Genomic DNA, 24913 nt, shown 5'->3' on the forward strand with positions numbered 1-24913 from the left:
ATGGCCGGGACAAGAGCAGGACATCGCTACGCCATCGCATTGGGATCGAACCGTGCCCTGTCGGCGCGGCTGTCGCCCGCGCGGCTGGTGGAAGCGGCGGCGGGGGAGATCGCAGCGCACGGCCGGGTGCTGGCCCGGTCGCCGCTGGTCGTGACCGATCCCGTCGGCCCTTCCCTGCGCCGCTATGTCAACGCCGCGCTGGTGCTGGAGAGCCTGCTGCCGCCCCAGGCGATGCTGGCGGCGTTGCAGCGGATCGAAAGCGCGCTGGGACGGCGGCGGCAGCGCCGCTGGGGCGCGCGCACGGTCGACATCGACATCATCCTGTGGTCGGGCGGGCTGTGGCAGGGCAAGGCGCTGACCATCCCCCACCCCGCCTTTCGCGGCCGGGATTTCGTGCTGACCCCGCTCGCGGCGGTGGCGCCGGCGTGGCGCGATCCGCTGACCGGCCGTTCCGTCCGGCATTTGCGACACCGGCTGCGCAAGCCGAGGCCGAAGTCGCGTCAGGGAGGTTGACCGCGACGGCCGCCGCCTCTAGGGCGAGCGCACCGCGCCTCAGGGGCCCTTAGCTCAGTCGGTAGAGCAACTGACTTTTAATCAGTAGGTCGCTGGTTCGAATCCAGCAGGGCTCACCAAAATATGTCTATTTTTCAGTGCGGTACAGCCTATCACCGACTTGCGGACACGGCTTACGAGATCAATGTCCGCGTGGTGTCCGCAAGATAGCCAGCAAAGAAAACCCCCGCCGAAGCAGGGGTAGGTTTCCACCAGTGGTTGCGGTTGGTCAGTTCTCGTTCGCGGCCAGGACAGCCTCCCGCTTGTCGAGCGCGGTGAGGCGGCTGCGAATCTGTCGGGCATATTCATGCGAGCCGGATGCCTCCAGTTCTGCGAGCTGCTCGTTCAGATGGTGGCGCATGCGGATCACGTCGGCATTGATCGCGCCGGCTGACTGGTCGACGCCATAGCGAGGCTTCTCGGGATAATAGTCCTCCCCCGCTCCCATCTGCGGCTCATCCTCGACATTGCCGCCGCCCGGATCGTCGTCCTCCGCAGGATCGTCATTCTCGTCATCCTCATGAAGGGCGTTGCCATATGCGTCGCGGGCCAGCAGTTCGCCACCGCCTCTGCTGAGCTTGTGCGAGCCGCGTGTGTGCCATTCGATGTAAGTTGCCGAATCCGGCTCGCTCACCGCGCAGCCGGGCGTATCGCTGGCGCTGGCCAGTGCATATGCGGACAGCACGAAATCGTCCTCCGCGTCGTTGCCGTTCTCCAGGTCCGGATCGCCGTCCAGCAGGTCGAGAAAGTCAATGGCCAGCGACAGGAACGCCTCCAGAGATTCCCGGTCATGCCGGGCGTAGCGGAGCAGGATGCGCTGCACGGCAGGCATGGGCGGGAGCGTGTTGGGGTGCTGCATCATGCCCATGTTACGCCCTCCCCGCTAGACGGCGGGCGTCTTCGAAGAGAAGCAGCAGCCGGTGATCCGAAGGGAATCCGTCCCAATCGGGATTATCCCCGAACATTGCGATGAATTTGCGCAGGAAGCCTGTGGCGTCGCGTGGTTGCCAGTCGTCGAGTGCATCAAGCGCGGCGGTAAATTCCTCCTCGGACGAGCCGCCGTTATTGAATGCCGCTTCGATCGCGAGATATTTTCGAGCTGGATCTAGGGTCTGGGCGCAGACCAACCCCACGCCCTGAGCGGCGGCGGGGACGGAGATAGCGGCTGGTAGGAAGGCGAGCGCGCGCATGACATCGCGCCGCGAACTGTGTAGTTCGGACATAGCTGTGGCCCTTCTCAGTCAAGGGTTGCGGTTAGGGCCGGGGAAAGCGCCAACTTTCCTTCGGCCCGCCACCGTGGTACCATGATAACCATGGCGATGCAAGAAACTGTGGTACCGCGCCGACGCGGACCTAAGCCCACTGGCAAAGGCGAGTCTCTCCACCTTCGCCTTCAACCGGATTTGCTAGCAGCATTGGACGCCTGGATTGAGGCCAACGTCGATCCGACCGATGGTTACGCAACCCGACCAGAGGCGGTTCGGGCCATTCTCAGGGAGAAACTCGGATGATTTTTGAACCGGGTACCGAATATTGGCTGACGTGGGGGACCACCGACGAACAGATTCTCAGTTCAATCAAGGTTATCGGGCAAGACGGCACTTGGCTTCACATCGAGTCAGAGAAAGAAGGCTTGGACCCGATGATAAACCTTGCCGCTCCCATCTTCATCAGCGCACGCAAGCGCAATCGCGAAACCGAAAAGGGTTTCGTCAGCCGCATTTCGTTTGTGGATCATGCGGGCCGCGAAGGCGGTCATATGGATATTGGTAGCGAGGGGAAATAGCATGCTGAACTTCGTGCTAGTAATACGCGAACCGGGCCGTCTTGCGCCTGATTACTCGCTTAACTTCACGGCTGCTGTTCTCCCTCGCGTGGGCGATTACATCTCCGTGCAGCGCAGCGACAAACCACGACCCTATGGCGAAGACATGATCGTCAGGGCGGTTTGGTGGCGCCTGGACCACCCAGAGACTGGAACTGCAACCACAGAGCCAAAGGCTGGAAGCGTCAACGAGATTTTCGTCGAATGCGAGCCCGCTGTGGGGCCGTATTCAAGCGATCAATGGCGCGACATGATCGCAGCCAGCGGCGGTCCCGAATTTGAGGTTGAACGCTTCTCCGTGCGTGAATCAGATATCGGTCGCTGATGATTGGCGACAGGTGATCCCGACAAACATCACCTGGGGATCGGTTGCGGACTGGGTTTCCGGCATCGGGTCCGTATTGGCGAGCTTGGTGGCGCTTTACCTGTCCGGATCGGAACGCCGTGCGCGACGCGAGGGAGAGCGGCCTATCATAAGCTGCAGCTTGGAATCGGGCGGCGGCGAAGGCTGGGTGAGGGTATTCGTCGGGTTCGACAATCCTTCTTCCAAGCCATGGAGATGTTATAGTGCAGAGGTGGTGCGCCCTCGCAGCGGCTTGATAGTGTATGAATCGGATAGTCTCGATTACGAGACGATGGAGACGGTGTTTAAGGTTGAGCTGAGAGATGCCCATGCGAAAAGAAATCTTCCTCTTGATATCACTATCGGTCCGATAGGTTCTCAGGCCCCATCGTGGTCCGCTACTGGCCGAGGTAACTACACTTATCGTCATTTTTATGCCACTAAATCAGAACATCACCCTTTCAAACTCCGGCTATCATTTGAATCGATGGAGCCAACTCCAGATCGTTTCACGGCGGTTATCGTCAGATAGCGGAGCAGGATACTGTAGCTTTAATCCTCTTGCGCTATAGTGATGGGGTCCCCAAAGTCTGGGCCATGCAGGGATGCTCGCCATGATGGGTAATCGCGGTTCAAAGGGCGGGGATGAGGTGGACGCCTTCTCGCGTAAGTCGCGTCGGCTGCTGTCGTGGCGGCCCGGCGAACTGCGGAGGCTCAAGCGCGCCTTCAGCAAGCGGATGCGTCGATCGTCGATCCAAACTTAGGAATGACTGAATGTGCGCCGGTTTACAAAACCGCTGCACGTTGTCCTCCAAATCTGGAGAGTCGGAACCGGGAGGGAGACGAGGAAACCCCTCCCGGCTCCTGCGCTGCGTTCGGGTCCCGCCGCGCTAACTGATCATCCATCATTCCTTTTCCATCACAGAGTCGTCTTCGGTAGGCATCAGACCTCCGTTTCGGCGTCGCCGCCATCATAGACGATCTCGGTATCCACAGAGGCCGTGGAATATTCCCACGCAGGCCCGGCGCCCGATCCCACGACATAACGATAGCGGACAGTATATTCCCCGTTCGGCACGGGCACACTGACTGCCGTGTTTATGTTGATCGACATCGGCCGCCACGGGTCATTTTCATCGCCAGTGATGTCGGATGTCAGGATATATTCGGCGACGTAGGTCGCGTCCGATCGGGGAGGGGCGGGGAATTCTATCTTGATCGTCCCTTCGGACACAGAGACGATTTCCCCGGTGATGGCCGGGAACGATACGGTTCCGGCTGACCCGTCCACCACAGGCTTGGGCTGCTCTTCGCCGGGGAGGAGCGTCCATCGGTTCTCCGTGACAGGCACGGCCCCAAAGCCGGTAAAGATGCCAGCCCCGTCCAGCTCGACAGGGGTGGCGATCTCATAATCGCCGGCAAAGGTGTTGTCATAATTGATTGTGACGATGCGTTCATGCCGCGCCTGCAAGCCACGGAGATTCACCACGGGGGTAATCTTGTGCCGGGGCTGAGAACGCATGCCGATCGCTTTAGCCAGCCGCATGGCCTGATTATGATTGGCGCACGCGAGAACATCCACCGTGAGGAATTTCGGTGTGGTGAGGGAGTCGTAGTAAAGTGGGTTCAGCCAGGCAGCCGATGGCTGGGCAGTATAATTCGCATCCGGCTCGATATAATTCACGATCACCCCTTGCGTCTCGCTCTCGCCGTCTTGGGGCTCGACACTGGACATCGCCATGATGTCCCGGTTGCGCGAAAATGACAGGGTGGGCTCATACCAATGTCCGACCCGGACCCATGATTTGCCATCCTCATCGAAGACTAGTTGCCCATCGCATGACAGTAGGATTTCGCGCTCCGCGTCGGCGCGGCGCTTGCTGTCTACGATTGCGACGCCGGCCTCATAGCGCTTCTGCGTGCCCTCGATGCCTTCCACGTCCTGATCGCAGATGTCGGCCTGTTCTGCGATGCGATCCCAATTGATGCTGGTCTCCGCCTTTCCGCGCCCAAAGGGATGCGTGCGGAACCATGCCCATATCAGGGCCGCATTACGCGTTGGCTTGTAGGTCGATCGGTTACCGAGCGTTTGGGTCGGGTCGCGCGGATCATAGGCGCTGCTCCAGTCGCCCACGACGCTCAAGGCGGGCTCGCCCATCCCGAATGGTCCGCGCCAACGATAGATTTTGTAGCGATGCTCGATTGGGATGGCGTCCAAACACACGACCGAGAAGGTCGTCCCGACCAGCTTGTGATCCGGCGTCCACAGAGTTCCGAGGGCCGCATCCAACGCGGCAATGCGGGGCGGAACCGGATCGGTCGCGCTGTAGGTCGTCGTCCAAATTCTGATGTAGCCCCTGCCCTGTCCGTCGAAGTCCGCAGGGTCGCGGTCCTTGTTCGTCTTCAGGCGGAACGCGGCCTGTTGGACATAGCCGTCGCTGCCCAGCGTCACCGGCTCGTCGTCCAGAAAGTAGCTATAGGGAGCGTGCAGGATCTCGTCGCTATGGATCACGACATACCAAAATCGGCCCTCGCCATCGAACTCACCGAAGACCACGCCGCCCCCGGAACGGGCGCGACCGCAATGAAGCCAGCGTGGCGGGTCGGGAATGCGGACGGTGACTTTACCGGCATCCATCTTGGGCGCGCGACCAGAACCCACCAGGGCGGTTTGAATGATGTAGGTGCCGGCGGCGACGATGACCGATCCGATCGCCACGCCAAGAAAGCCAGAGCCCAAGGCACCTGATGCGACCAAGCCCCCGGCGCCGAAGGTATAGTAAGTCAGCGCAGCAATCGCGACGAGCGCGACGAGCTTCTTGACGAATGCCACGCCCCTGCGCTCCTTACCGAGCCAAGGCGGCGACGGTGACGACGGCAGGACCGCCGATGCCCTTCGCATATACGGCAATGCCGGCCATGACCTCGCGTCCGGTCCAAACCCAATCCTGCACGGGGACAGGCGGCATCGTCAGCGTCGCTGCGCCGCGCTCGTGGGGGATATGAAGGCTGGTAAGACATGACCCCACCAGCGGACGGATATCCACGTCCCTGGCGCCGTCAGGCGGCACGATCAGCGTCCATTCGGCCGAAGAGAGATTGAATTGCTCCATCTGCCTTCCCCTCAATCGAATTTCGGTGCGTCCGGAACGCTCAGCCCCAGAGCGTGGGCGGCGGTCACGGCATGGCTGTGCAGCGCCTCGACATGCTCGCGCAGCATCCGCGATCGGCCGAAGGCCCGCTCGTCATCAAGGCGCTGTTGGTGGCGGGCAACGGCCTCAGCGAGGGAGTTGATCTCCTCGATCTCGACCGGGACCATCTTCCGATACTCGTCCAGCGCGCGGCGCGCGTCGGCCAGGCGGCGTTGCTCCTTCGCCTCCGCTTCGCGAGCGACGGTGGCCTCCAGCTTGCGAAGATAGCCGCGAACGTGAAGGGCATCGACCATCAGGCTCGCCCGATCCTCAGTCAGCCGATCGCGGGCCGACAGGTCGTTGATGCCGTAGCGATAGAAGGGCGAACCGGAGCGCTTGAAGACGCGCGCAAATTCCGCCGCCCGCTCCTCCTGCGTCGGCTTGCGCAGGCTGGTGGCGCCACGGTTGAGGGCGCTGCCAAGCATCTGCATCCGCATTTCAGCGCCGGCCTTGCCGCGCGGCCCCTCATACCGGCGCGTGGATACGCCATCGCTGTATTCCAGCGGCCAGTCGGGACAGTCCGTCGGATCGGGCCAGAACTCGGCAGGATCGAGCACATGCGTCATGTCGATCGCGGGCGGAGGCGGCGCGGAACGTCCAGGCACAGGGAACGGCTTGCCGAACACGGTGTCGCCGCTCGGAGTTGGCATATCCATGGCTCAATCTCCTTTGGGCGCGAGATAGAGGGTGTTGCCGGCGGGCCGGCGCTCGTTCGCCACGGTCGGGGCAGTGTCGTCATCATCGGATGGCGCGAGAAACCCACGATCGGGACGGCGGGCGTTTGTCGCCGTCTTCACACCATCGACCAGGGGCTTGAGCGCGTTGGTGAAGGCTTCCTGCATCTTCTCGGGGGCAGTCGCCACCGCGAAGTCCTCGATCAGGCCATGGACGGCCAGCACCAGCGTGTTGAACTCTTCGCGGGTGACAGGCTTGCTGTCGTTGGTGACAGGCTGGCGCTTGGCCCTATCGGCTAGAAACTGTTGAAGAATGTTCGTCATGGGATGTAACTCCGCTCAGTGGTCTTCGGGTTCTTCCAGTCCTTGCCCCCCTCGTTGGGGAACAGGAAAAGCCATGGTTTCCATCGCGGCTTGGCGGCGGTCAGCAGCGCCCCGGCGACGGCGTTGGCCCGGTCGTCATGCTGGCCGGGTGCGTGATCGATGCTGTCCCGCCCCCCGCGCGCGACACGGCGCTCCAGGCCCACGATCTGATTCACGGTTTTCTCGTCATCCAGCAGGACCGCGCGTCCGCTGTTCAACATCGGCAGCATCTCGCGATACAGGTCCGATCGGGACCGTTCGGAAATGTCGTAGGTGATGCCGTGCTTGCGGAATTGCTCACGGGGCCATTCGCCGGCATAGCGATCCCCCGTCACGCTGGTGATGCCGTAGAGCTTCAGCAGGTCGCAGAACTCCGCCACCACGCCCTCGGGGCTGAACGGCGGCTTCACCTCGCGCACGGCGTCGATGACGGTCAGGCCGTCGTCCTCTCCACCTTCCTGATGGCTGATCGCCAGCGTCATGCTATCCTGCGAGCCGCCGGAAGGATCGACGAACGCGGCATAACTGATGCTGGAAACCGGCCCGCGCTCATAGGTGCCCAGCTCGACACAAGCCTCCACCACCTCGATCGAGACGAACGCCTCCACGTCCTTGCGGAACTCAGCGCCATATTCAGCCGCCGCCGATGCCGGATCGTCCTTGAATGCCTCGGTCAGGAAGTCGCCATCACGCGGCACGGTCGGATTCATGCGCCAGGTCGGTGCCTGCACCACCAGCACGTTGCCGGGCTTGCCATAGTGCTTCTTGTGCTTGTTCCAGAGCAGGCCCTTGCGCGCATAAGGCGAGGAAATGCCGATCAGCATGGCGCCGGGGATGGTGGCCATGGCGGGCTTGATCGCCGCGTACAGATCCGTGTCTGGATTGGCGCTATTTTCAGAGGCGTAGAACGCGCATTCATCCAGCACCGCCGCGACCACGGTTCGGCCTCGGCTGGTGCGCAGGTCGTTGGTGGTAATCTCGGTCGCCAGCCCGTTGGTAAGCTCCAGCCCCTCAGCGGTGGACTTGGCGACCATCTGCTTAAGCAAGGGCTGCTCGAAATAGGCGCGCAGGTAGGACAGGCAGACCTTGGCCTGCCGGCGGTCCACCGCGATCAACTGCACCACGCCCGTCTCACCCTTCACCAGCCGGGCCAGGAAGCCCATCTGCTCAGCGCCGAATGTGGCGAGCCATGCCACCAGCGCCGCCGCCTTCACGTCCTTTCCCGCGCGACGGCCGCAGACGAACCACGCCTCGGTTGACGGCTCGGTCGGTGCTTCGGCGCGCCCGGTGATCTCCGTGAAGATGGCAAGCTCGGCATCGTCCAGGGGTTCGCCGAACAGCGCCTTGTCGATCACGCGCCATACAGCCCAGCTATCGCCATCGAACCACGAACCGAACAGGTGGGGGTCACGGCAGGCTTCCGAGAACGTAATCATGCCGCCCTCGCCTTCTCAGCCGCCTTGCGGGCCGCATACTCGCTCAGGGTCGGGGTGACGTTGCGCTGGCGCCGCTCAAGGCCAACACTCTCCAGCAGGCGGCGCAGGTTGCCGGCCGTGCGCTGGTATAGGTCCAGGTCGGAAGGCTGGGCAGCACCAGCAGTCGCGAACGCAGCTTCCATGCGCTCAAGCTCAACGGTCAGGGTTGCGGCGCGGCGAATGATCGAACGCTCTGCCTCGCTGATCGCATCCTCGCCTCCAAGGTCGGACACATGGAGGCTGACAAGATCGCGCAGGCGACGAACCCATGTTGAGCGCCCATCGACGCCCGGCAGGACTGCCGAACCGTTGGTGACGCGGCTCCTTGCCATCACCTTGTTGTCCGGTTGATCGGGGCTAATGGCGGACATTTTGGCTCCAACGGGCGGATACTGTGCGGACACGATTGCCATATGCCGATGCATTATCAAGGTATTTCAATACATATGTCACAACTTGTCCACTGATAGACTATCAGATGACATGCATTGTCAGGGTGGTTTGCGCTGGCCATGACGACCGGGAAAAATCCTCCGTCAGGGACTTTGCGAGCGCGATGCAAATCCGCCCTATTCATTCAGCCAGCCCACGGTGTTCCCGCGACCATCATCATCGGGCGCGTTGGGATCGTCGCTAGGACAAACCTCCTTTAGAATACCCCCTGTCCCATGTGTCCCAATGTCCCAATCAGCAGGTGATGCTCCGTCATTTGGGACGATGGGACCGTTGGGACACCTGAACTGGCCCCTACCTGTTTTCTCGACTTCGCCGTCATGGGCCATACGGGTGAGGCACTTGCGCACAGCCTCGTAGCTCTTGCTCAAAAGGTCGGAAATCTCCCGCGCAGACAGGGGTTCATCGCTCATCCTAAGGGTTTGGAGGATCGCCTGGCGCTCTGTCGTCTTGCCCACTTCATGGGCCGCGCCAAGGATGATCCATGTCCCAATGTCCCGTTTGAACTCTAGCGCTGTCTCAACCTCTTCTATGTCCCTCCCCCGGACATAGAGCACGGTCTTCGCTGTCCCAATGTCCCGTTTGAGCACCATGACGGTATCCGCCGCGCCGGTCAGGCCGCGTGTACCGCTGACCGCATCGAACGGGTCTTCTGCTTCCATCTTGCGGGTATGGTGCACGACAACGACCGCGAGGCGGTGGCGTGTTGCGAAGGCATGCAGGCCGGTCATGGTCCTATAGTCAGCATCGTATAGCTGTTCGGTGCCCTTCGCGGCGGGGCGCACCTTGGCCAGCACGTCGATGATCAGCAGCCGTGGGCTCTCGACATCCTGCGCCCACGCCTCCAGTTCATTTAAGCAGCCCTCGTCCAGCGTGGGCCATTCGGTCATGAAGGTCAGCCGCTGCGGGGCCAAGTGACGGCCCATGACCTTGAGGCGGCTTTGCAATCTGCGCCGATTGTCTTCCAGCGCCAGATACAGGACATCGCCCTGCTGGCACTTGATCGAGCCGAAAGCCACGCCGCCGCTCGACACTGCAATGGCCAGGTCCATTGCCGTCCAGGACTTTCCGATCTTGGGAGCGCCAGCGAACAAGGTCAGGCCCTCGGCAACGTATCCGGGCACGACGTAGCGGATCGGATCGAACTGCATGCCCATCAGCGCGCTTGCTGATATGCCTTCGCGAGCAGCCAGCCCCTTCTGAGGGGGCTGGCCTGCCATCAAGGGGCTATGCGCCGCCGGATGAGCCTCTATCTGTTCCCAGCTTCTCATTGCGGCAGGGTCTCCAGCATCTCGGCCGTGTCGGCGACGATCAGCAAACGGCGACACTGCTCCGCCACCATCTCCAGTGCCTCCAGCGTCGCGGGCGAGAGCATCCATTCTGTTGCGGTATCGATTACCAGCCAGCACAATTGCCGGGCGCCCGGCGCGTCTTTCAGCTGCGGTATCTTCGCTGTCGCTATGTTGCGTGCGATGCGGATGCGGTCGCGCTGCTTGTGTTCGGCATCGGATATGGTCGGCAAAAAGATGCGAACCGGATCCAGCACGCGCTGATCATCCATGGCCGGCCACTCCGAACGCCATGGGTGCAAGGAGTGCCGCGCGGTGGACCGACAGGCCATGACGCGCCGCCAGATATTGGATGCGGGCCGCCGCCGTGCTATATGCGCCGATGTCATCCGCCAAGAGACACACGGCGCCTTCGCCCTTGCGGGCGGGGGCGTTCCGTTTGCAGGCCATCGGTCAAGCCCCTGCCCTGCGCGACCGGCGTTGGTTCGGGTGGCGCTCGCGGCTTTCGATCCACGCGAGAATCGACTGACGACGATAGAGGATGCGCCCGCCCATCTCGACATACGGAATGCCGTTGGGCTGGTCCTGCCAGCGAGCGACTGTGCGAGGGGTGACGTGCAACTCAGAGGCGAGCTGGTCACGGGTGAGATAATCTTGAAGCAAGGCGCTCATCTGCTGCCATTCCTTTCGGTTCGGGTGACAGCAGATGAAATATTCTGGATATTGTCCCCGGCGCCAATTGTCGAAGGCGCAAATTTGTCGGGATTTCCGTTACTATTTGTCGGGATTGGTTTCGCGAAACTCCGACAGAACTTGTTCACGCGCTCTTCGGCAGGTGTCCCGAGATGCCTTAAACGTCTCTTCCATGACAGTCTGCTTCATATTCGCCAAGTCAGCCATATCGCCGTGCGCACGCATCGCCGCCTTCACACTTTCCAACTTGGCCGGCCGGGGGCCTCTGGTCGCAGTGGGGTGCGCCAGGATGGTCGCCGACGCTGGGAGCAAAGCCGATCTCAGCCGTATCTCGGAAAAGAACATGCGGGGCGCGCCGGCCAGCAGTACACCATCAGCGTTCTCGGTCGCCCAAATATGTCGAGGAACCTCAATCTCGCCTTCTTCATCAAACCCGATCGCAACGATGCTTCCCTTGTGGAGCATCGACCGAAGAATCGGTTCAGCCTTTCTGGCCAGTTCTCGTTCCCGATAGTTCAGATTAGGGGGGATTCTGCCGGCCTCAGCGTAATGTCTTCGGACCTTTTCGATCTCTGCCGCTTCATCTGCAAAGCGCGCTTCTATCACCAATCGGATGGCGCTCCGGCAATCGAGATACCCGTCAGGCACGAAAGCGACCATCACACACCCCCTTTCATCGGCACGACTTCCGCACTCTCACCCGCCGGCATGACGATCGCGCCGACGCGCTCCGTCGCCTGCCGCAGAGGATCATCCATCAGGTGGCTATAGCGCGCTGTGGTCGCCGGCTGGCTGTGCCCCAGCAGTGCGCCAATGATCGGCAGAGAAAGGCCGGCAGAGGCCAGGACGCTCGCATAGGTGTGCCGTAGGTCGTGGACGCGCGCGGAGGGCTTCACGACCGTTTTTTCCTCGTCACCCACCTTCACAGTTTCCACCGTAACGATTCCTGCCGCGACACAGACTTCCCGCCATGCCTTCTTGATCTCCTCGCGGTGTCCGCTGCCCCCTCTGCTGGGAAATACATACTCGGCATCCTTCCCAACCTTTTCGCGAAGGCCGGCAAGAAGTTGACGCGCTGGCGCCGATAATGGGACCCGGTGCAACGTCTTCTGCTTGGTCGTACTGCCGGGTTTGGTCCAGACGCCCGACGCCAAGTCGAATTGATCCCAGCGCGCCGCAAGCACCTCTCCCCGGCGAGCGCCGGTGAGCAACAGCAGGCGAATGATGTTTGCCGCCTGCTGATCGTCCAAGTCGGCGAGCGCCGTTGTCAGGCTGACCAGCTCGGCGGGGGAAAGGTAGCGGTGCCGCTTCTCTTCATGATTGCGCTCTAGACCCTTCGCAGGGTTGTCGGCGCGCCAGCGCCATTTCATGGCCAGCGCGAACATCTTGGACAGGACGGCCACGGTGCGATTAGCGAGATAGGGCGCGCCACTGCGCGTGATCTTGCGGTGCAGCGCGTCGATATCGGTAAATTCGACTTCGGCGACCTTCTTATGCTTGAGCGCGGGCAGAATGTGCCGAGCAATAAGAGCCCTGTAGTCGCGGGCCGTCGCGGGCCGCTTCTTAGCGAGGTGTTCTTCCTCGAACCGCTTGCACAGATCCGCAATCGTCTTGGCGTCACGATCGGCTTCAACCTCAGCCATGGGATCCTGGCCAACATCAATGCGCTTCTTGAGGCTTGCCGCCTCATCGCGCGCGACACTGGTCTTCCAGTCGGGGTATGATCCGATGGTATATCGCCGCTCCCGTCCGCTGCGGGTTCGATAGTTCAGAATGAATGACCGCGCGCCAGCCGCCGTGACGCGAACGCCAAAGCCCTTCACGTCGCTGTCATAGGTGATCCTGTTGCCCTTTGCCGGCATCGGCAGGGCCTTAACGCAAGTGTCGGTAAGCTTCTGAGCCATGTCTGCGTGTCCGCATTGTGTCCGTCCATTCAACGGACTTTCCAATGCTGCTTATGTCGCTCAATGTCCTGATTTGTCAACGCATAATGCACGCAAAACAGCCGTTTATTTGCGGACACGGTCAAGATCGACGCGTTCTCACCATTTCCAAATCGGTCATGGAAAGAACTTTTAATCAGTAGGTCGCTGGTTCGAATCCAGCAGGGCTCACCACCATCACCGATGAAATCCCGTGACGGCGGCCATGCCGTCGCACGGACGCGCCGCCGTTGCCAACCGTGCGGACGGCATGGGGCGCGTAACCGATCGCGTGCCTGTCCCGAACCCATCGCGCAAGGCAATGGGAGCTTGAGGACGACGACGTTGGTGCAGCGATGGGGAATCATGGATGCCGGCCTGGCTCCGGGCTGGACAGCGATCCCGCTGCGCCCGCCCGCTGCGCCTGATCGTCGGCTATGGCTTCCTGGAGCATAGCTTTGCCAGGCTGGGCCGGGGCGTCGATGGATTCGCGTATTCCTGCAGGAAATCGGCATGCGCATTCCGTCGCTGCTGGCTTGGGCCACCGTGCTGGTCGAGATATTCGGCGGCCTTGCGTTCCTGCTGGGCGTGTTCGTCGCGCTGGCCAGCATCCCGATGGCGATCGTGCCGCTGGTCGCGATCTTCACCGTGCATCTGCCCAACGGGTTCAGTTCCATCAAGCTGCAGGCATTCGGCCGGGCTATGAGTGCGATCTTCTGTACCTGGCTACCCTCGCGGCGCTGGTGTTCGGGGCGCGGGTCCGCTCTCGATCGACCGGCTGATCGCGCGGCGGTGCCCTGACCCCCGGCACCTAAGGCAGCGAGTGGCGGAACACCGCGATGCGTCGGCTGGCGGCAAGGCTGGCCAAGGCAGTGGTCACGCAGGCGATGGGGACCAGAAGCAGTCCGATGCCGAGGCTGTTGCCGATGCCGACGGCGCCTGCCAGGTCGCTCGCCAGCCCGACGATCAGCGGTCCAAGCGCCGGCCCCAGCAGTCCGCTTCCGATCATAGCGAGGCTCGACGCCATCCCCTCTCGGCCAGCGCCCGCAACCAAATGGGCCGCACCGAAGGCATAGGGCAGCATGAAGGCGAAGCTGAACATCGCCGGCACGAAAAGGGCGATCGCCATCCAGGGAGTCTGGACGAACAGCGCCGCCGTCGTGGTAAGCGCGGCTACGCACAAGGCGATGGCCGGTGGGCGCAGCAGCGCGGTCGAGCCGCGTCGACGCGCGACGTCGAACCCCCTCCCCCCCAGCAGCGTCCCTGCCGCCCCCAGGAGCCCCTGCAACAGGCCGAAGGCGACGCCTGCCTCCGTCACTGTCAGTGCGTGGGTGCGGATGAGGAAGGTTGCGGCGAAGGCGTAGAAGGGCGTTGCCGCGAAGCCGATGCTGATCGCGGCGATGAAGAGCGCGCGGAACGCCGGGGTGGCGAGCAGCGCCCTGCTGGATTGCCAGAAGGATGTGCCGGCGTTTGGCCGCGCCAGGGGAGGCGTCGGCCCGGCCGCCCAGAAGGCGAGGACGCCGATCGCCGCGCCGCAGAGGCCGGCGCCGACCAGCGCGACCCGCCAGCCGAACGCATCGGCCATCGCGCCCCCCGCGCCGAAGCCGACCATGGTGCCGATGGGTATGCCCATCGAAAAGAGGCCGAGGGAGAAACCACGTCGGTCGGGCCGGATTTTGCGCGCGATGAGCGTGTGGCCGGCGGGCACGGCCCCGGCTTCACCCAGCGCGACGCCGAAGCGGGACGCGGCCAGTGAGGTGAACCCCACGGCAAATCCGCCCAGCGCCGTCATGGCGCTCCAGACGAGCGTGCAGGCCAGAAGGACGTTGCGCGGCGACCCGCGGTCGCACTGGCGCGCCATCGGCAGGGAGAGCAGCACGTAGCAGAGGGCGAAGGCGATGCCGGTGATCAGCCCGATCTGCGTGTCGGTGAGCAGCAGTTCGGCCTTGATCGCTTCGGCGAGGATGAAGGGCAGGATGCGGTCGATCTGGGCGAAGATGCTCACGAGGAAGAGCGACGCGAGGAGCAGCGCAGCGCGCTTCCGTTCGAAATAGGTTCCGTCCTGAAGGTCAGGCGTCTCGTTCGCCGCGTCCGCAGTGGCTGTCATCGTCATGCTGACTAGTCCTGATCCTGGTAGCCGGCGCTTCAAAGAGCGGTGCTGACGGGAAGTCGCAATGCTTCCTGGCGCGGCCCGAACCGCACGCCCGTCAGTTCTTCGGACAGCTTCCACAACCGCGCCGCGACCCCGCGGTCGAGCGCCTTCGGCGGGATCCTGGCCTCGGCCGGGTCACCGCGCACGCCGCCGAACCCATCGGGCCCGTAATAGCCGCCCGGCTGGGCCGCGGGTGCGGTCGCAGCGAAAAGCGTCGGCAACGCGCCACGGGCGGCCGGCTGGAAGAGAAATGGCATGAGGGAACGGACCCGCCCCGGGATGCTGCGCGGCCCCGCCCCGTTATGAATGAGATTGGTGCGGGTGAGCCCCGGATGCGCGCCGATGCTGGTCACGCCCCAGCCGCCTGCCTCGCTCCGCCGCTGCAGTTCGAACGCAAATATCAGGCATGCCAGCTTGGACTGGGCATAGGACACCATGGGAACATAGCGTTCCTCGGCGTTGAAATCGTCGAAGTCGATCGCGCCCCGCATGGCGGCGATGCTGGATACGGACACGATCCGCGCGGCATCGCTGCGGCGAAGAACCGGCAGGAGATGCGCGGTCAGCGCGAAATGGCCGAGATAGTTGGTGCCAAGCTGAAGCTCGAACCCATCGGCGGTCACCCGGCGTTCGGGCGGCACCATGACGGCCGCATTGTTGATGAGGATGTCGATCCTGTCGCATTCCCTTGCCAGCCGTTCGCTGAAAGCGGCGACCGACATGAGATCGGCAAGGTCGAGCAGCGAGAAGCGTATCCTGGCTCCAGGCACCTGTTGCAGGATGTGGTCGATCGCTTCCTGTCCCTTGTCCGGGTTGCGGCCGGCCAGGATGGTGTCGCAACCGGCACGGGCGAGCGCGAGCGCATCCTCGAAGCCCAGCCCCCCGGTGCCCGTCACCACGGCGACGCGCCCGTTCTGCGGGGGAATATCAGCCACTGTCCAAGCCTTCATGGCGTTCGTCCTTGTCGAAGAATTCATCTTCGACCAGCCTAGGCCGCGGAGGGCGGAGCGCCATGCCTGAACCGGCAAGTTACTTGCCCGATCCTCCAGATTCCCGCTCAACGGGGCATCGGCGCGGATGCTTCAGCGCGGTGTCGCCTGGGCGAGCAGCGCCTTGAAGTTCAGCACATCGCGCTTGGGCGCGACACCGAAGGACCGCGTATATTCGCGGCTGAACTGGGACGCGCTTTCATACCCCACCTGATAGGCCGCTTCGGAGACATTGGCCGCGTCCGACAGCATCAGCCGACGCGCCTCCAGCAGGCGCAGCTGCTTCTGATATTGCACCGGCGTCATGGACGTCATGGCCTTGAAATGATGGTGGAAGGAGGACGGGCTCATCATCGCAACCTCCGCCAGCTGCTCGACCCGCAGCGGCTCGCTGAAATGATCCCGCACATAGTTGATCGCCCTGGCGACGCGTTCCGCATGGGTGTCGGGAAGCGCGAGCTTGGCGATCTCCCCGCCATAAGGGCCGGTGAGGAGCCAGTAATAGAGCTCGCGCATGATCGACGGGAACAGCACCGGGATCGCGGCGCTGTTCTGCATCAGGCGGACGAGGCGCGTGAGGCAATCGGCCAGCGGTTCGTCCACCTTGCCCACGAAAACGCACGGCCCTGAATTGGAATGGGGAAGCGGCGGCGATTCAAGCTGCTGGATCACGTCGCGCAGGGCGGCAGGATCAAACTCTATCGTCATGCCGAGATAAGGGGTTTCCGGCGATGCGCCGACCATGCGGCCGATCGCCGGGATCTCCACACTGACGACCAGGCATTCCATTTCGGTGTAGTGGAGTTTCGTATCCCCGAAGAGGATTTCCTTCTCGCCCTTGAAGACGATGCACAGCGAGGGTCGGTACATGTTGGGCACCGGCATGATCGTCTGAAAAGACCGCACGAGGTTGACGCCGGGCATCCGGGTGTCGAACCGGCCCTGCCCGCCGCCACGCGATTCCATCAGGTCCAGAACGGCGCCCATGAGGGAAGCAGGCGTCTGTCCACGCGGCCCGCCCATCCGGGCTGTAGGAAAAGGCAAGATTTCTGCGGTATTTGGCATTCTGGTCATGGGCCGATCCTTCTAGCTTGAGGGAGCTCAATCAAGCCAGTCCCAGAAATTATGACACAATGAATCAAGAGGTCAACAGATCCCATCCAATAGATGAAATGTTGCCAATTTATATAATATCAAGCCGGTTATAACGGCAATGAAATAATCTGCAATATTATTGATCGGTTTTGCTTTTAACTATGCAAATCCGAAGATGAGGTCTCGCGCCATTTGCACAATGGCCGTTGATTTATCCTATCCGCATACTGACGGTCGTCCATAGGGGAACGCCCAGTAGCGGATGCCGATTTTCATCGGACGGGAATAGCCGGCCGATGCCGTTTCACCTTGCGCCGCCACAGCTCTCCCTCAGGCGGCGCAGGCCACCGCGGGTGATCCCTACCCCTACCCCTGGCCCGCGGTGGCCACGATAAAAGGACCCTTTCGATGCGACCAAGATTTCGTCTGATCCTGACCTGCGCCGCGCTTCTGCCGGGGGTCGCCATTGCGCAGGAGGTGCCGGTGGACGGCACGCCGCACGGCCAGATCGCCATCGGTGCGGGCGTCGCCCCGGACTATGACGGATCCGACGATGTTCGGGCGATCCCATTCCTGCTGGGCGACATCCGCTATCACGGGATCACTCTCGAATTTCGGGGTCTTCGCGGCCGGGTCGACCTGGCGTCCGATCCGCGCCTCTCGGTCGGTCCGATCATCGGTGCCCGGCTGGACCGCAAGGATGCCGACGGGCGGGTGGGCCTGCTTCCCGAGATCGACATGGCGGTCGAGGCGGGCGGATTCATCGGCTACCGCTTCGGTGGCGACAGATTCGGCCAAGGTTCGATCCAGACCGAGTTGACGGTGGTTCACGACATTTCGGGCACCTATAACGGCCTGCTCGTCACCGGGAGCGCCGGCTATGCGGCCATAAGAAGCGCCGACACCTTCCTGTCGGTCGATGTCCAGACCACATGGGCCAATGCCGACTACAGCCGCACCTATTTCGGCATCACGCCCGAAGACTCCGCGCGCAGCGGCCTGGCGGCATACAGGCCCGGAACGGGTTTTCGCGATGTCGGCGCGGGCCTGAGCGCCGGCCACTATTTCAGCCCGCATTTCGGGGTGATCGGCCGCCTGGGCGCCACTTATCTGGTGGGAGACGCAGCGGACAGCCCGGTGACGCGGGAGGGTAGCCGGTGGCAGCCGCTGGGCGGCATCACCCTCTCCTATCGGTTCTAAAGGAGCAAGCCATGACGGATTTCGGCAATGCAACGGGTCGGGCCAGGAAAGCGCCCGATCCGCGGTCTTCAGCAGCCTCCCTGATCGCAGCGGCGGTCGCGGTGGGCCGGATGCCCGGCGAGCCCGCGACCGTCATCGACCCTGAGGTACGGCCGTCGTTGTTCGCCCGGCTGTTCGGCGGGCCGACGCGCGCCGCGCTCGCCAATCCCCGCCTGGAGGTGGTGAGAGCCATAAGCGCCTCGCTGGCCAGAGGAGCGACCGATGTCCGGGCCGATCTTCTGGCCGCGGCGCAGAAGGTCGGCCTCACGGCCGACGAATTGCGGCAGGCCTTTCCAGAGCTGACCGTCCTGCGGCGCCCGGTGACCGGCCGATGACGATGCAGCAGGGCGCGGCCTCCATCGGGCAGGGATGCGGCTGGAACCGCTTTTCCGCCGTTTTGCGCAAGGCAGTGCAGGATTTCGGAGACGGGCTGACCTTCTTCGGACGCTGGCTGCGCAATCCTGCCCATATCGCCTCCGTCGCGCCGTCCGGCCGCGCGCTGGCCGCGCTCATCACCCGCGAGATCGACGGGACCATGGGCGCTGTGCTGGAACTGGGCAGCGGAACGGGTGCCTTCGTGCCGGCGCTTCTGCGGCGCGGGATCGGCGAGCATGCACTGACCCTGGTCGAGCGCGATCCCGCCCTCGCCCGGCTTCTGGCGCGGCGATATCCTCGCGCGGCTGTGCTGAACCTGGACGCTGCCAATGTCGCGCGCCTCGCGGGGGACGCGTCCTTCGGTGCGGTGGTGTGCGGCCTGGGGTTGCGCAACATGCGCCAGCATGAGATCGAGGCCATCCTTCGCGCCTCACTTGCGGTGATGAAACCAGGCGCAGCCTTTTACCTGTTCACCTACGGTCCCAGATGCTCGGTCCCTGCCGACAGTCTCGATCGGCTCGGTCTGGATGTCCGGCGGATCGGTGCGACCTGGCGCAACCTGCCTCCTGCGGCGGTCTATCGCATTTTGCGCAGGCCCCGACCGACCGTCATCGACATGACGATGGGATCGGACGGATCATGACAGAAGTGAATGAGCGCAAGGGCGGCGTGGCACTGGTAACGGGGGCATCGGCCGGCATCGGCCGCGCCTTCGCCCTGCGATTGGGCGCGTCCGGCTACAGGATCATCGCGGTCGGACGCCGCCGCGACCGGCTGGAGGAGGTGGCCTCAGCGCTCCCGGAGGGACAGATCGAGACGATCACCGCCGACCTTGCGACCGACGAGGGGATCGAGGCCGTAGCGGCGGCATGTGCACGCGAGCCAGTCAGCCTGCTGGTCAACAATGCCGGCCTGGCGCATTATGGTGCCTTCGCGGATGTGGCCGCACGCGACATTGCGGAAGTGCTTCGGGTGAAGGTGTTGGCGGCGACGCTGATCGCGCATGCGGCCGTCCCCGGCATGGTGGACCGGGGCGGCGGCGCCATCGTCAATGTCGCGGGCATGCTCGCCTTTGGAGCGGGGGTGCCGCTCGGCCCGGCGCCGGGACGGGCGACCTATGTGGCCACCCTGGCCCATCTGGTGGCCCTGACCCAGGCGCTGCATGTCGAGCTGGCACCAGCCAGGATACAGGTGCAGGCGCTGTGCCCGGGGATCGTCGCGACGGAATTCCATAGCCGGCAGGGCATGGACCTCAGCATGCTGCCGCGCATGTCCGCCGAGGATGTGGTGACAGCCAGTCTCAGCGCACTGGCGAGCGGCGAGGTCATTTGCGCTCCGGGGCTGGAGCAGACCGGGTTGTTGGACGCCGTGCAGGACGCGAGCCTTGCCGCCTTCGGCGCGCAATCACCGATGCTGGCGGATCGATACCGGGCTGGCTAGACTGAATACAGCCGCGAGAGGAGAAGCATGGCAATGACCATCGATCCGGCGCGAGGGCTGCTGATCCTCAAGCGCATGCTGGGGGCAGCGGTCGTGTTTCTCATGCCGGCGTCGATGGTCGACGCCCGCCCTTCGGGCGCCGCTCCGAACGAGGTGGCCGGAACATGGCGCATGGTAAGCGCGACGGTGGAGAATGGAGGCGAAGTGACCCGCCCCTATGGCCCCGATCCCGCCGGGATGCTGGTCTTCACGGCCGACATGCATTTCGTCGAGGTGCTCACGGACCCGGACACGCCGCGCTTCGCGTCCGATGCGCGAGGCGGCGGCACCGACGCGGAGAACCGGCGCGCCATGGCGAGCAGCATCGGCTTCTTCGGTACCTACAGCGTGGATGAACAGGGACGCTTCGCCGGCAACCGCGTGGAGGGTTCGACCTTTCCCAATTGGGTGGGCAGCGTCAGGACGACGCGCGAACTGACGCTGACGGTCGAGGGCGGCCGCATGCATGAGGTCTTCACCCGACCGGACGGCGGCGTCGTCCGGGCCGAGTTCGTCCGGTTATCCTCCGCGGCCGCTGCCACCGGGCGACCAGATACCATGTCACGCAAAGAGAGATGACCCCATGATCATCGAAGATGCATCGTCCAGCGACGCGGGCGAGATCGCAGCGCTCGTCAACCGCGCCTATCGCGCGGCGGAGGGCGCGGACGGATGGACGAACGAGCGCGACCTGATCGAAGGGGCGCGAACCAGCGCCGAAGCGGTGCTTGCCTTGCTGGTCCAGGGACGGATCCTGCTGCTGCGGGAGAGCGCAGGCGGACCAATCATGGGCTGTATCCATGTCGCGGTGGATGGCGACGGCGCCTGGCATACGTCGATGCTGGCGGTCGATCCCGACAGCCAGACCGGCGGCGGAGGCAAGGCGATCAAAGGCGAGGTCGAGCGACAGGCGATCGCGGCGGGCGCGCCGTGCATGCGCATGGAAGTCATCCGGCAGCGCGAAGCGCTGATCGCTTGGCACCGGAGGCGTGGCTATGAGCCGACCGGGGCTGTCGTGCCCTTCCCCTATGACAATCCGTCGGTCGGGCGCCCACGTCGACCCGATCTCGAACTCATCGTCATGGAGAAGCAACTGGCCGCTCCGGATCGTCCAGCATAGTGCGCCGCGTCGCCGGGATATGAGACCGAAAGCGCGTTCAGCACCGCCTTCAAGCGGATGATCGGCTGTTCCCCGCACCAATATGGCCGCGCCGGAAGGCGGGCCGGGGGAACCGCCCACAGCCGGAGGATCGGGCAGATTTTCTGAAGTATCGGGCGTTCCGATGCCGGCCGCCCTTGCCTTACGATCCGCCCACGAACTTTCTGTGCAGGACTGCAGCGATGGCTTTCATACTCCATGTCAACGGACGGCCCCACCGCGTCGAGGCCGATGGCGAGACCCTGCTCCTGTGGGTGATCCGGGAATGGCTGGGCCTGACCGGCACCAAATATGGCTGCGGCATCGCGCAATGCGGGGCCTGCACCGTCCATGTAGACGGACAGCCGATGCGGTCCTGCTCGACCCCGGTGTCAATGGTCGCGGGATCGGACATCACCACGATCGAAGGAGTCGCCGGCCCCGAGGCGGAGGCGATCCGCAAGGCCTGGGTCGCCCGCGACGTGCCGCAATGCGGCTTCTGCCAGTCCGGCCAGATCATGAGCGCGGTCGCGCTGCTGCGGACCAGACCCGCGCCCACCGATGGCGATATCGACATGGCGATGAGCGGCAACATATGCCGCTGCGCGACCTACACCCGCATCCGGGCCGCGATCCATGACGCTGCGGCAGCGGCGGCCGGGACGCCGGAGGCCGCATGAGGCGGATATGGCGCATAGGCTGCCTGCCGCTGGTCGGTCTGGCCGGGGCCGCGATCCTGCTCTCGCTGGCCTATATGCTATGGCCGCGCACCATGCCGCAGCCCGAAACGATCGCCGCAAGCCCGAAGGCGGCAGCGCCGACGCATCTGCGGCCGGTGCAGTCGTTCTCCGCCATTGCCGATCCCGCAGCGCGATCCGTCGCGCTGTTCCGGGAGGCGGGCCGGGTGATCCAGCATCCCCGATGCCAGAACTGCCATCCCCGCGGGGACCGGCCGACGCAGACCGATGCCATGCGTCCGCACATGCCAGTCGTGCTGCGCGGGCCGGACGATGCGGGCGAGCCGACCCTGCGCTGCTCGACCTGTCATCATGACAGGAATGTCGAAGCCTCCGGCGTGCCGGGCAACCCGCAATGGCGGCTCGCGCCAGTGGAAATGGCGTGGCAGGGCCGCTCGCTCGGCGACATATGCCGCCAGTTGCTGGACACTGGCCGTTCGCACATGAATCGCGCCGAGCTGCTCCATCATATGGCGGAAGACGAGCTGGTCGGCTGGGCCTGGCATCCCGGCGGGAAGCGGGCACCGGCACCGGGAACCCAGGCCGAATTCGGGGCCATCATCAAGGCATGGCTGGATACGGGTGCGCGATGCCCCGCCTGAGCCAGCCGCGACAAGGAAGCAGCCAATGACCGAGCAATCCTCTTCCGGCAGGCGCTTTGCCCTTACGCGACGCCGCATGATCCTGGGCGGGTCGCTGGTCGGCGGCGCGCTGGTGGTCGGCTATGCCGTCACCCATCCGATGCAGGTCGCGGGTGCGATCCTGAGCGGCGGCGGGCGCGATCCCGAACCCAGCGCGTTCGGGTCGTTCATCCGCATCGCACCCGATGGCTGGGTCACGATCGTCAACAGGCAGCAGGAGCTGGGCCAGGGTATCCACGCGGGGATGGCCGCGATCGTCGCGGAGGAACTGGACGCCGACTGGGATAGGGTGCGCGTGGTCGATTCCCGCAGCAACTTCCGCGCCTATGGCGTTCAGGGGACGGCGGGTTCCCGGTCCATCTCCGGCAACTGGGACCAGATGCGCAAGGCGGGCGCGGCTGCCCGCTTCATGTTCGTGAGCGCGGCCGCTGCGCGATGGAATGTGGCGCGCGGCAGCATCGCGGTTCGCGACGGGATCGTGTCGCATCCGCCATCGGGCCGATCGGCGAGTTTCGCCGAGCTGCTGGCCGAAGCATCGCTGCAGGAACCGCCGCAGTCCCCCACCCTCAAGCAGGCAGGGGACTATCGCCTGATCGGCACCGACCGAGTCCGGCGCAAGGACGTCTTGCCCCGGATCACGGGCGCCCAGATCTACACCCAGGATGTGCGGCGCCCCGGCATGCTGGTCGCGATGGTCGCGCACAGCCCCCGCTTCGGCGGCAGGGTCGCCCGCTTCGATCCGTCCGACGCGCGCAGGATCAAGGGCGTGGTGGACGTCTTCGCGATCGAGACCGGCGTCGCCGTGCTGGCCGAGAACAGCTTTACCGCAAGAAGGGGACGCGACGCGCTTCGCATCGAATGGGACGATAGCGAGGCGGAAAGGCGGTCGACGCCGGACATCACGCGCCATTATGAGGATGTCGCGAACGGCCGCACCGATCTGGAACCGGCCGAATTCGCGATGAAGGGCGAGGATGCCGGGGCGCCCTTTACCGGGCAGGTGGCCGAATTCGCCTTTCATTTCCCCTATCTTGCCCATGCGCCGATGGAGACGCTGGATTGCGTCGCCAAGGTGGACGGCTGGGATGTGTCCATCACCTCCGGCGCGCACCTGCCCATCGTCGATCAGGTCCAGGCGGCCCGCGTCGCCCTGACGATACCCGGCAAGGTCGACGTGGAGGTGATACCCGCCGGCGGATCGTTCGGGCGGCGGGGGCTGATGGCGTCCGACTATGTGGTGGAGGCCGTCCGGGTCGCCAAGCATGCGAGGGGACGGCCGGTCAAGCTGATCTGGACGCGCGAGGACGAGATGGGGGGCGGCTATTATCGGCCGATGTCCCATCATCGCGCCTGGGTGCAGATCGGCGCGGACGGATTTCCAGAGCGATGGCGTTTCCGGTCGGTGTGCCAGCCGCTCCTGCCCTTCGGTGGGAATCCGCAGGCGGTGGAGGGGATTGCGGAATCGCCCTATTTCTCGACAGCGACAAGCGTGGACGGCAAGCTGTTCAGCCCGCGTTTCCCGGTGCCGGTGTCCTTCTGGCGATCGGTCGGCCATTCCTACACGGCGATGGTGATGGAGCATATGATCGACCAGCTCGCCCGCCGCGCCGGCCGCGATCCGGCAGAATATCGCCGCATCCTCTATCAGAGGGCGGGCGCGTCGAGGCGGGTGGCGGTGCTGGATGAACTGTGCCGCCGGGCCGGCTGGGGCACTGCCATCGAACCCGGCTGGGCGCGCGGCCTGGCCGTGCACGAGCCGTTCGGAACGGTGATCGGCCAGGTCGCGGAGGTTCGCCTGGAGCAGGGCAAGCCGATCGTGCGGCGGGTGGTGGCGGTCGTGGATTGCGGCATCGCCGTGTCCCCCGACCAGATCGCCGCCCAGATGGAAGGCGGGATCGGCTTTGGCCTCTCCGCCGCGCTGTACGGCGCGATCACGTTGAAGGACGGCGTGGTCGAGCAAGGCAATTTCGACACCTACCCGGTGCTGCGGATGAGCGAGATGCCGGCGGTGGAGACCTATATCATGCCGTCGACCGGCCGTCCGACCGGCATGGGAGAGCCCGGCGTCGCGCCGATTGCGCCCGCCGTCGCCAACGCGCTGCTGGCGCTGACGGGCAAGGCCACCGACCGGCTGCCGTTCATGGGCGGCGGGATGGTGTGACCGCGGCAGGACAGCCGAGTTATCCGCGCCTCGGATCTGCCGGCCAGTTCCCGCTGATCCGGGACAGTCCCTAACATGGGTAAGCCGGCGTCCCGCTCGATGGATCGGCAACAAGGGCGATCGGTTG

The 24913-nt window shown here is 64.1% G+C and carries 30 protein-coding genes and 1 tRNA gene; 14 read left to right on the forward strand and 17 right to left on the reverse strand.

The annotated features are described in order from the left end of the window. Entirely contained in the window at window positions 1–513 is a 513-nt protein-coding gene (folK, locus tag M529_RS35175; RefSeq protein WP_031294947.1) for a 2-amino-4-hydroxy-6-hydroxymethyldihydropteridine diphosphokinase, read from the forward strand. Window positions 514–556: 43 nt separating this feature from the next. Beyond that, window positions 557–632 (forward strand) — tRNA-Lys (locus M529_RS35180). A gap of 149 nt (window positions 633–781) precedes the next feature. Here M529_RS35180 and M529_RS35185 read toward each other — a convergent pair. Both M529_RS35185 and M529_RS35190 read right to left on the reverse strand, forming a co-directional pair. After that, window positions 782–1420: a hypothetical protein gene (locus tag M529_RS35185; RefSeq protein WP_021317942.1), complete on the reverse strand. Its 639-nt coding sequence runs from the start codon at window positions 1418–1420 to the stop codon at window positions 782–784. A gap of 1 nt (window position 1421) precedes the next feature. Then, on the reverse strand, window positions 1422–1775 hold the full coding sequence (locus tag M529_RS35190) for a hypothetical protein (protein WP_021317943.1): 354 nt from the start codon (window positions 1773–1775) through the stop codon (window positions 1422–1424). A gap of 284 nt (window positions 1776–2059) precedes the next feature. Between M529_RS35190 and M529_RS35195 the strand changes: the two genes are divergently transcribed. Further along, the gene (locus tag M529_RS35195) at window positions 2060–2338 is read left to right on the forward strand and encodes a hypothetical protein (RefSeq protein WP_021317944.1); all 279 of its coding nucleotides are present in this window, start codon (window positions 2060–2062) and stop codon (window positions 2336–2338) included. 1 nt (window position 2339) lies between these two features. Then, a complete protein-coding gene (locus M529_RS0124595) occupies window positions 2340–2702 on the forward strand; it encodes a hypothetical protein (protein ID WP_031294948.1) in 363 nt (120 codons plus the stop codon). Between the two features lie 961 nt (window positions 2703–3663). On the opposite strand, the gene M529_RS35200 is transcribed toward M529_RS0124595, so the two are convergent. The 12 genes from M529_RS35200 to M529_RS35255 all read right to left on the reverse strand — a co-directional run bounded on the left by M529_RS35200 (window position 3664) and on the right by M529_RS35255 (window position 12762). Beyond that, the gene (locus M529_RS35200; RefSeq protein WP_021317946.1) at window positions 3664–5553 is read right to left on the reverse strand and encodes a phage tail protein; all 1890 of its coding nucleotides are present in this window, start codon (window positions 5551–5553) and stop codon (window positions 3664–3666) included. Between the two features lie 13 nt (window positions 5554–5566). Next, entirely contained in the window at window positions 5567–5833 is a 267-nt protein-coding gene (locus M529_RS35205; RefSeq protein WP_021317947.1) for a hypothetical protein, read from the reverse strand. Window positions 5834–5844: 11 nt separating this feature from the next. Further along, the gene (locus M529_RS35210) at window positions 5845–6567 is read right to left on the reverse strand and encodes a hypothetical protein (protein WP_021317948.1); all 723 of its coding nucleotides are present in this window, start codon (window positions 6565–6567) and stop codon (window positions 5845–5847) included. A 3-nt stretch (window positions 6568–6570) separates the two neighbouring features. After that, window positions 6571–6909 (reverse strand): hypothetical protein, encoded by a 339-nt coding sequence (locus M529_RS35215; protein ID WP_021317949.1) that lies wholly within the window; start codon window positions 6907–6909, stop codon window positions 6571–6573. Then, the gene (locus M529_RS35220) at window positions 6906–8384 is read right to left on the reverse strand and encodes a hypothetical protein (RefSeq protein WP_021317950.1); all 1479 of its coding nucleotides are present in this window, start codon (window positions 8382–8384) and stop codon (window positions 6906–6908) included. The genes M529_RS35215 and M529_RS35220 overlap by 4 nt, the downstream gene beginning before the upstream one ends. Beyond that, window positions 8381–8794, reverse strand: coding sequence for a hypothetical protein (locus M529_RS35225; protein ID WP_201766341.1), 414 nt, complete (start codon window positions 8792–8794; stop codon window positions 8381–8383). The genes M529_RS35220 and M529_RS35225 overlap by 4 nt, the downstream gene beginning before the upstream one ends. 198 nt (window positions 8795–8992) lie before the next feature. Further along, window positions 8993–10033: an AAA family ATPase gene (locus tag M529_RS35230; RefSeq protein WP_161626343.1), complete on the reverse strand. Its 1041-nt coding sequence runs from the start codon at window positions 10031–10033 to the stop codon at window positions 8993–8995. A gap of 110 nt (window positions 10034–10143) precedes the next feature. Next, window positions 10144–10437 carry a hypothetical protein gene (locus M529_RS49715; RefSeq protein ID WP_021317953.1) on the reverse strand — a complete coding sequence of 98 codons (294 nt, stop codon included), beginning with the start codon at window positions 10435–10437 and terminating at the stop codon, window positions 10144–10146. Continuing rightward, window positions 10430–10561: a hypothetical protein gene (locus M529_RS50575; protein WP_269078867.1), complete on the reverse strand. Its 132-nt coding sequence runs from the start codon at window positions 10559–10561 to the stop codon at window positions 10430–10432. The genes M529_RS49715 and M529_RS50575 overlap by 8 nt, the downstream gene beginning before the upstream one ends. A gap of 57 nt (window positions 10562–10618) precedes the next feature. Next, window positions 10619–10837 (reverse strand): helix-turn-helix domain-containing protein, encoded by a 219-nt coding sequence (locus tag M529_RS35245; protein WP_021317955.1) that lies wholly within the window; start codon window positions 10835–10837, stop codon window positions 10619–10621. Window positions 10838–10939: 102 nt separating this feature from the next. Next, window positions 10940–11518 (reverse strand): hypothetical protein, encoded by a 579-nt coding sequence (locus M529_RS35250; RefSeq protein ID WP_021317956.1) that lies wholly within the window; start codon window positions 11516–11518, stop codon window positions 10940–10942. Further along, entirely contained in the window at window positions 11518–12762 is a 1245-nt protein-coding gene (locus M529_RS35255; RefSeq protein ID WP_031294954.1) for a tyrosine-type recombinase/integrase, read from the reverse strand. Before M529_RS35255 ends, M529_RS35250 begins: the two co-directional genes overlap by 1 nt. Window positions 12763–13293: 531 nt before the next feature. Here M529_RS35255 and M529_RS47735 point away from each other — a divergent pair. Continuing rightward, window positions 13294–13581, forward strand: coding sequence for a DoxX family protein (locus tag M529_RS47735; protein ID WP_021317958.1), 288 nt, complete (start codon window positions 13294–13296; stop codon window positions 13579–13581). Window positions 13582–13591: 10 nt separating this feature from the next. Here the strand turns inward: M529_RS47735 and M529_RS35265 are convergent, their stop codons facing one another. From M529_RS35265 to M529_RS35275, 3 genes are all read right to left on the reverse strand, one after another. Further along, on the reverse strand, window positions 13592–14893 hold the full coding sequence (locus M529_RS35265) for an MFS transporter (protein WP_021317959.1): 1302 nt from the start codon (window positions 14891–14893) through the stop codon (window positions 13592–13594). Window positions 14894–14925: 32 nt separating this feature from the next. Further along, the gene (locus tag M529_RS35270) at window positions 14926–15882 is read right to left on the reverse strand and encodes an SDR family oxidoreductase (RefSeq protein WP_031294956.1); all 957 of its coding nucleotides are present in this window, start codon (window positions 15880–15882) and stop codon (window positions 14926–14928) included. A gap of 132 nt (window positions 15883–16014) precedes the next feature. Continuing rightward, the gene (locus M529_RS35275) at window positions 16015–16908 is read right to left on the reverse strand and encodes an AraC family transcriptional regulator (RefSeq protein WP_021317961.1); all 894 of its coding nucleotides are present in this window, start codon (window positions 16906–16908) and stop codon (window positions 16015–16017) included. A gap of 516 nt (window positions 16909–17424) precedes the next feature. On the opposite strand from M529_RS35275, the gene M529_RS35280 reads away from it, so the two are divergent. From M529_RS35280 to M529_RS35310, 9 genes are all read left to right on the forward strand, one after another. After that, on the forward strand, window positions 17425–18216 hold the full coding sequence (locus tag M529_RS35280) for a MipA/OmpV family protein (protein ID WP_021317962.1): 792 nt from the start codon (window positions 17425–17427) through the stop codon (window positions 18214–18216). An 11-nt stretch (window positions 18217–18227) separates the two neighbouring features. Next, a complete protein-coding gene (locus M529_RS35285; RefSeq protein WP_021317963.1) occupies window positions 18228–18590 on the forward strand; it encodes a hypothetical protein in 363 nt (120 codons plus the stop codon). Beyond that, a complete protein-coding gene (locus tag M529_RS0124605; RefSeq protein ID WP_021317964.1) occupies window positions 18587–19273 on the forward strand; it encodes a class I SAM-dependent methyltransferase in 687 nt (228 codons plus the stop codon). The genes M529_RS35285 and M529_RS0124605 overlap by 4 nt, the downstream gene beginning before the upstream one ends. Next, window positions 19270–20070 (forward strand): SDR family NAD(P)-dependent oxidoreductase, encoded by an 801-nt coding sequence (locus M529_RS35290; RefSeq protein WP_021317965.1) that lies wholly within the window; start codon window positions 19270–19272, stop codon window positions 20068–20070. The genes M529_RS0124605 and M529_RS35290 overlap by 4 nt, the downstream gene beginning before the upstream one ends. Window positions 20071–20097: 27 nt before the next feature. Then, entirely contained in the window at window positions 20098–20688 is a 591-nt protein-coding gene (locus tag M529_RS0124610) for a lipocalin-like domain-containing protein (RefSeq protein WP_201766343.1), read from the forward strand. Between the two features lie 4 nt (window positions 20689–20692). Next, window positions 20693–21229: a GNAT family N-acetyltransferase gene (locus tag M529_RS35295; protein WP_021317967.1), complete on the forward strand. Its 537-nt coding sequence runs from the start codon at window positions 20693–20695 to the stop codon at window positions 21227–21229. 221 nt (window positions 21230–21450) lie between these two features. After that, a complete protein-coding gene (locus tag M529_RS35300; RefSeq protein ID WP_021317968.1) occupies window positions 21451–21927 on the forward strand; it encodes a (2Fe-2S)-binding protein in 477 nt (158 codons plus the stop codon). After that, window positions 21924–22586 carry a hypothetical protein gene (locus M529_RS35305; RefSeq protein WP_021317969.1) on the forward strand — a complete coding sequence of 221 codons (663 nt, stop codon included), beginning with the start codon at window positions 21924–21926 and terminating at the stop codon, window positions 22584–22586. Before M529_RS35300 ends, M529_RS35305 begins: the two co-directional genes overlap by 4 nt. Window positions 22587–22611: 25 nt before the next feature. Beyond that, window positions 22612–24786: a xanthine dehydrogenase family protein molybdopterin-binding subunit gene (locus M529_RS35310; protein WP_021317970.1), complete on the forward strand. Its 2175-nt coding sequence runs from the start codon at window positions 22612–22614 to the stop codon at window positions 24784–24786. Window positions 24787–24913 lie beyond the last annotated feature (127 nt).

Source organism: Sphingobium ummariense RL-3, from assembly GCF_000447205.1.
Lineage (GTDB): Bacteria > Pseudomonadota > Alphaproteobacteria > Sphingomonadales > Sphingomonadaceae > Sphingobium > Sphingobium ummariense.